This window comes from Pseudomonas sp. CM27, assembly GCF_013179515.1.
In the GTDB taxonomy this organism is placed as follows: domain Bacteria; phylum Pseudomonadota; class Gammaproteobacteria; order Pseudomonadales; family Pseudomonadaceae; genus Aquipseudomonas.
In genome coordinates this window covers 1-1,250 of record NZ_JABMCN010000445.1, presented here as the reverse complement: position 1 = coordinate 1,250, position 1,250 = coordinate 1, and the positions used below count along the sequence as shown (strand labels likewise).

The window sequence follows — 1,250 nt, the reverse complement described above, 5'->3', positions numbered from 1 at the left end:
GAAAGCCACGCAGACATCGGTGACCACACCGGCAATGATCAGCTGCTTGCGGCCGGTAGCCTTGATCGCCTTGACGAAGTCTTCGTTGTCCCAGGCGTTGATCTGGCCGGGGCGGGCAATGTACGGCGCGTCCGGGAACATCTCTTTCAGCTCAGGCACCAGCGGGCCGTTCGGGCCTTGCTCAAAGCTGGTGGTGAGGATGGTTGGCAGGCCGAAGAACTTGGCCAGGTCGCCCAGGGCCAGCACATTGTTCTTGAATTCGTTGGGCGAGAAGTCCTGCACCAGCGAAATCAGGCCGGTCTGGTGATCCACCAGCAGGACCACGGCGTCGTCTTTGTTCAGGCGCTTGTAATCGGGTTGGCTCATGGGGTGACTCCTTGGGTTGGGAAACGGGCCGGTACTGCCCACAGGGGGCTATACCGGTGGATAGATTAGGCTTAAGGATTGACCTGCGCCTGGCGCCAGGCCTTCGGTGGCTGGCCGACCAGGCGGCTGAAGGCGCGGGTGAAATGGGCCTGGTCGCAGAAGCCGCATTCCAGGCTTACATGCGTGATCGGTGCTTCGGTGGCGAGCAGGCGCTTGGCCTTTTCCATGCGCGCCAGCAAGCGCCAGGCCTGGGGCGATAGCCCGGTATTGACCTTGAACGCCCGGGAGAAATGGCTGCGGGTAAGGTTGCACACGCCGGCGATCTCGATGATCGACAGCGAGCTGCGCAGCATCAGTTCCTTGGCCTGACGTAACCGCGCAGGCGTCAGTGCGCCAGGGGCTTGCTGCTGCTCTTGGGGCGTCCAAGGGTGCATGGCGACTCTCCTGTTCAATGAGTAAAGTCTCGCCTTCCACTCATGACAAAGTCCTGAGCCAAACCTGAATTGTTCTTAATCGAGCACTGCTGGCCCTGGCCGTTTTGCCGTTACCATAAGATGCGTTTCGTATTCAGCTACAGGCCGCTGCGGCGGCCGGCATTAAAGGCAAAAGCGCCATGCAGGAAAAACCCGCCTACCGCACCGTGGCCATGGTGCTGTTCAACGATGTGCTGTCGCTGGATGTGACAGGGCCGATGGATGCGTTCGCCATCGCCAACCGCTTTTTGCCTGCAGACCGGCAATACCGGTTGCTCACCCTGGCCGAGGGGCAAGCGGCAGTGCGCAGCTCTTGTGGGCTGAAAGTACTGGCCGACCTGCGCCTGGATGACCTGCCGGAGGCCGTCGACCTGCTGCTGGTGCCCGGTGGGCCGGGGGCCTATGACATAG

3 protein-coding genes are annotated in these 1,250 nt (G+C 61.5%); 1 reads left to right on the top strand and 2 read right to left on the bottom strand.

All coding sequences use genetic code 11. The features are described 5' to 3' along the window. Nucleotides 1-366, bottom strand: a 366-nt coding sequence (locus HP547_RS28840; RefSeq protein WP_172288907.1) for an isochorismatase family protein, incomplete at its 3' end; no start/stop codon positions are given. 71 nt (nucleotides 367-437) lie between these two features. After that, complete coding sequence (locus tag HP547_RS28835) at nucleotides 438-800, bottom strand: AraC family transcriptional regulator (protein WP_172222597.1); 363 nt, start codon at nucleotides 798-800, stop codon at nucleotides 438-440. Between the two features lie 179 nt (nucleotides 801-979). On the opposite strand from HP547_RS28835, the gene HP547_RS28830 reads away from it, so the two are divergent. Continuing rightward, nucleotides 980-1,250: DJ-1/PfpI family protein (locus HP547_RS28830; protein WP_172288905.1), on the top strand; the 271-nt coding region annotated here is incomplete at its 3' end.

Coding starts and splice junctions, on each gene's coding strand:
- HP547_RS28835 (WP_172222597.1), bottom strand. CDS start 800: ATGCACCCTTGGACGCCCCAAGAGCAGCAGCAAGCCCCTGGCGCACTG.